The organism is Streptomyces sp. SID4985 (genome assembly GCF_009863025.1).
In the GTDB taxonomy this organism is placed as follows: domain Bacteria; phylum Actinomycetota; class Actinomycetes; order Streptomycetales; family Streptomycetaceae; genus Streptomyces.
Window position 1 is genome coordinate 1 of the sequence record NZ_WWIR01000211.1, and the last position, 5,125, is coordinate 5,125.

Below are 5,125 nucleotides of genomic sequence, written 5' to 3' on the forward strand. Positions count from 1 at the left end.
AGACCGCGAATCCGGCGTATTGGTCTCGACCTTTAACCGTCCCCGATCTCTTCCTTAAGCGCACCCTAAGGTCTCGAACGCCCGTCCCTATCAAGCCGATTGTCCGGTTCCCCATCGGTAGCGTCTGCCTCACCACCCCCCAACCTCCCCCCCCCCGCGACGAAGGACAGGCACGCGCATGAGCAGCACGCACCGGCGCAGGATCAGCGGCAGGAACAAGGCGATAGGCGGCATCGTCGCCGCGGCCGTCGCCGGCGGCGGCGCCTTCTTCGTGACCGGAATCGCCCACGCGGCCGGTGTCGGCGCCGTCTACACGAAGAACAGCGACTGGTCCTCCGGCTACAGCGGCCAGTACGTCATCTCCAACGACACCGGCCAGACCGAGAAGTCCTGGACCCTGGAGTTCGACCTCCCCAAGGGCGCCACGCTCAGCTCCCTGTGGAACGCCGACTCCAGCGTCAGCGGACAGCACGTCACCGTGAAGGCCGCCAAGTGGGACGAGGGCATCGCCCCCGGCAAGTCCCTCACCGTCGGCTTCGTGGTCAACGGCGGCGGCGACCCCACCGGCTGCCAGATCGACGGCACCTCGTGCTCCGCCGACTCCACCGCCACCCCCGAGCCGAGCGGCCGCCCCACCGAGGCCCCCTCGCCCGAGCCCACCCAGCCCCAGCCCACCAAGAGCGACACCCCCGCCCCCACTCCCACCCAGACCACGGGCAGCGGCACCACCAAGACCGCGGGCTTCGCCCCCTACGTGGACACCTCGCTCTACCCGGCCTTCGACCTCCTCGGCATGGCCGACGCCACCGGCGTGAAGAACTTCAACCTCGCCTTCGTCAACGACGGCGGCGGCTGCACCCCCAAGTTCGGCGGCGTCTCCGACCTGACCGCCGACGGCGTGGCCGCGCAGATCGGCGCCCTGCGCGCCAAGGGCGGCGACGTCCGGGTCTCCTTCGGCGGCGCCACCGGCACCGAGCTGGGCACCACCTGCTCCTCGGCCGACGCGCTGGCGGCGGCCTACGGCAAGGCCGTCGACGCCTTCAAGCTCACCAAGGTCGACTTCGACATCGAGGGCGCCACACTGCCCAACGCCGCGGCCAACACCCGCCGCGCCCAGGCCATCGCCAAGCTCCAGGCCGCGCACCCCGACCTGAACGTCTCCTTCACCCTCCCGGTGATGCCCCAGGGCCTGACCCAGGACGGCGTCAACCTGCTCGCCGACGCCAAGTCCAACGGCGTGCGCATCGACGCCGTCAACATCATGGCGATGGACTACGGCCCGGCCTTCAGCGGCGACATGGGCGACCTGGCGGAGCAGGCCGCCACCGCCACCCAGGCCCAGATCAAGGGTGTCCTCGGCCTCTCCGAGGCGGACGCCTGGAAGACCGTCGCGGTCACGCCGATGATCGGCGTCAACGACGTCGCCTCCGAGATCTTCAAGGTCGAGGACGCCACCCAGCTGGTGAACTTCGCCAAGTCCAAGGGCCTGGGCGCGCTGTCCATGTGGTCCGGCACCCGCGACAAGCAGTGCGACGGCGGCACCAAGCCCACCGCCGACGCCACGTGCAGCTCCATCAACCAGGACAAGTTCGCCTTCTCCAAGGCGTTCGCGGCCTACAACTGACCTGCTGATCAGGGGGGACTGATCAGAGGAGCGGCCGACCGGGGGGAACCGGCCGGCGGCTGACGGCGACCGATGACCCGGGGGCCCGGCGGTGACACACACCGCCGGGCCTTCGCCGTACAGCCGTACAAGCCATACAGCCGTACAGCCGTACAGAACCCGCCGGAATCAGCCCGCCGACTCCACCGCGGGCAGCTCGCCCGTGCGTGCCGCCTCCGCGTACCACCGCGCGCTCGACTTCGGCGTCCGCTCCAGCGTCGCGTAGTCCACGTACACCGCGCCGAACCGCTTCTCGTAGCCGTAGGACCACTCGAAGTTGTCCATCAGGGACCACAGGTAGTACCCGCGCACGTCGGCGCCGTCGGCGAGGGCCCGGCGTACGGCGGAGAGGTGGCCGTGGAGGTAGGCGACGCGCTCGGGGTCGTGGACGCGGCCGTCGGCGTCGGGCTTGTCGTCGTAGGCCGCGCCGTTCTCGGTGATGTAGAGCGGCAGCCCGGGGGCCTCGCGGGTGTAGCGCATGAGCAGGTCGTAGAGGCCGGTCGGGTCGACCGTCCAGCCCATCTCCGTGCGCTCGCCCGGAGTCTGGTGGAAGAGGACGTCGTCGGCGCCGGGCCAGGGGGAGTGCTCGCTCGCGCCGTGGCCGTCGGCGCGCGGGCCCGAGACCTCGCCGTCGACCGCCGAGACGAGGGCGGGGCTGTAGTAGTTGAGGCCGAGCGCGTCCAGCGGGGCGTTGGCGGCGCGCAGGTCGCCGTCGAGGACGAAGGACCAGTCGGTGAGCCGGGAGGTCGCCTTCAGGAGCGAGTCCGGGTAGGCACCGCGCAGCAGCGGGCCGTGGAAGACCCCGTTGGCCAGGTCGTCGATGCGGCGGGCGGCGGCGAGATCGGCCGGGCTCTGCGAAAGCGGGCGTACGACGGCCGAGTTGAGGCTGATCGCGATCTTGTTGCGGGCCGGCATGGCCGCGCGCAGCGCCGAAGCGCCCAGGCCGTGCGCGAGGTTGAGATGGTGGGCCGCCTTCAGCGAGGCCACCGGGTCGGTGCGGCCGGGGGCGTGGACGCCCGAGCCGTAGCCCAGGAAGGCGCTGCACCAGGGCTCGTTGAGGGTGATCCAGCTCTCCACGCGGTCGCCGAGCGCCTCGCCGACGAGCTGGGCGTACTCCGCGAAGCGGTGGGCGGTGTCGCGCTCGGGCCAGCCGCCCGCGTCCTCCAGCTCCTGGGGGAGGTCCCAGTGGTAGAGGGTGACGGCGGGCTGGATGCCCTTCTCCAGCAGCTCGTCCACCAGACGGCGGTAGAAGTCCAGGCCGATCTGGACCGCGGGGCCCCGCCCGGTCGGCTGCACACGCGGCCAGGAGACGGAGAACCGGTAGGCGCCCAGGCCCAGGTCCGCCATGAGGGCCACGTCGTCGGGGTAGCGGTGGTAGTGGTCGACGGCGGTGTCGCCGGTCTCCCCACCGGCGGTCTTGCCCGGCGTATGGCTGAAGGTGTCCCAGATCGACGGCGTACGGCCGCCCTCGCGCACCGCCCCCTCGATCTGGTACGCGGAGGTCGCGGCGCCCCAGAGGAAGCCCGGGGGAAAGGTGACCGGAGAGGCGGTGGGGGAGGAGTCGGGCATGGAAGCGCTCCCATCGAGAGTCGGGAAGACCGAGAGTCGGAAATGCCGAGGGTCGGGAAGACCGAGAGTCGGCAGGACCTGGGGGAAGGGGAGAAGGGGCCGGGGCGTCACTGACCCGGCCCCCTGAGCGGAACCGGTCAGCCCTTGATCGCGCCCTGCATGATGCCGCCCACGATCTGCTTGCCGAAGAGCAGGAAGGCGATCAGCAGCGGCAGCGTGCCGAGCAGCGCGCCCGCCATGATCACCGCCTGGTCCGGGACATAGCCGGTGCCGAGCGAGTTCAGGGCCACCTGCACGGTGGGGTTCTGCTGGTTCAGGGCGATGATCGGCCACAGGAAGTCGTTCCAGGCGAACACGAAGGTCAGCAGGCCGAGCACCGCCATCGCGGGCCGCGCGGCCGGGAAGACCACGTGCCAGACGATCCGCAGACTGCTCGCGCCGTCGACCCGCGCCGCCTCGATCAGCTCCGAGGGCAGCGCCTGCACCAGGTACTGCCGCATGAAGAACGTGCCGAACGCGGTCACCAGACTCGGCAGGATCACCGTCTGGAGCTGGTTCGACCAGCCGAAGTCGCTCATCCACAGATACAGCGGGACGACCGCGAGCTGCGGCGGGATCATCATCGTGCCCACGGTCAGCAGGAGCAGCAGCCCCGAGAAACGGAACCGCAGCTTGGCGAAGGCGAACCCGGCCAGCGTCGCGAAGACCACCGTGCTCACGGTGATCGTGCTCGCGACGAGCAGCGAGTTGAGCATCGCGGTCCCCAGCCCGGCCTCGTCCCACGCCGCCTGGAGGTTCTTGAACAGATTGCCGCCGAACCACAGCGGCGGCGGGGTCTGCGCGAGCCGCCCGCCGGTGCGCGAGGCCGCGACCGCCGTCCACACCAGCGGAGCCAGCGAGATCAGCGCGAACACGGTGAGCGCCACGTACGTCACCGGGCCCGCGTGCAGCTGCTTGCCCGCACCCGTGATCCGGAGCCGCCCGGGGGACCGCACGGGCCTCGCCACCTTCTGCACGGTCGGTTCACTGGTGGTCATTGGGACTTCCTCAGCCATCGGGTGAACAGCAGGTTGACCGCCGCGACGATCAGCAGGATCAGGAACATCGACCAGGCGATGGCGGACGCCTTGCCGAGGTTGCCGATGATCCAGCCCTGGTCGTACATGTACAGACCGAGCGTCTGGTACTGGTGCTCCGAGCCGCCCTTGGACCCGCTGACCCCGCCGAACAGCAGGGGTTCGCCGAAGAGCTGGGTGGAGCCGATGGTGGAGACCACGATGGTGAACAGCACCGTCGGCCGCAGCTGCGGAATGGTCACGTGCCGGAACTGCTGCCAGCGGTTGGCGCCGTCCAGCGCCGCCGACTCGTACAGGTCCGCCGGGATCGCCTGCATCGCGGCCAGATAGATCAGCGCGTTGTAGCCGGTCCAGCGCCAGATGACGATCGTGGACACCGCGAACTGCGAACCCCAGTCGGACTCACGCCAGTTGACCGGGTCGACGCCGACGAAGTGGAGGATCCAGTTCACCATGCCGCCGTCCCACGAGTACAGCAGCGTGAACACCAGCGTCGCGGCCGCCACCGAGGTCGCGTACGGCGTCAGCATCACCACGCGCCACACGGTCGAGCCGCGCAGCCGGTAGTTCAGCATGTGGGCCAGCCAGAGCGCGGCCAGGAGCTGCGGGACCGTGGAGATCACACCGATGGTGAAGGTGTTCTCCAGCGCGTTCCAGAAGAACTCCGAGGAGAGCAGATTGCGGTAGTTGGTGAGGCCGGTCCAGGTCTGCTGGTCGAGCGCGGAGAGCTGTACGTCGTGCAGCGAGTACCAGGCCGTGTAGAGCAGCGGGACCAGGGTGAAGGCCGCGAACAGCAGGAAGAAGGGGGACACGAACG

Annotated in this window: 4 protein-coding genes; 1 reads left to right on the top strand and 3 read right to left on the bottom strand. The window is 70.0% G+C overall.

Features of this window, described 5'->3' with window-relative positions; all coding sequences use genetic code 11:
* Positions 1–178: 178 nt before the first annotated feature.
* The gene (locus GTW40_RS08665; protein WP_161179576.1) at positions 179–1,624 is read left to right on the top strand and encodes a cellulose binding domain-containing protein; all 1,446 of its coding nucleotides are present in this window, start codon (positions 179–181) and stop codon (positions 1,622–1,624) included.
* Between the two features lie 168 nt (positions 1,625–1,792).
* Here GTW40_RS08665 and GTW40_RS08670 read toward each other — a convergent pair whose 3' ends face one another.
* The 3 genes from GTW40_RS08670 to GTW40_RS08680 form a co-directional block, all read right to left on the bottom strand.
* Positions 1,793–3,232, bottom strand: a complete 1,440-nt coding sequence (locus tag GTW40_RS08670; RefSeq protein WP_161179577.1) for a GH1 family beta-glucosidase — start codon at positions 3,230–3,232, stop codon at positions 1,793–1,795.
* A 137-nt stretch (positions 3,233–3,369) separates the two neighbouring features.
* Positions 3,370–4,269 carry a carbohydrate ABC transporter permease gene (locus tag GTW40_RS08675; RefSeq protein WP_161179578.1) on the bottom strand — a complete coding sequence of 300 codons (900 nt, stop codon included), beginning with the start codon at positions 4,267–4,269 and terminating at the stop codon, positions 3,370–3,372.
* Positions 4,266–5,125, bottom strand: an 860-nt coding sequence (locus tag GTW40_RS08680; protein WP_161179579.1) for a sugar ABC transporter permease, incomplete at its 5' end; no start/stop codon positions are given. The genes GTW40_RS08680 and GTW40_RS08675, both read right to left, overlap by 4 nt.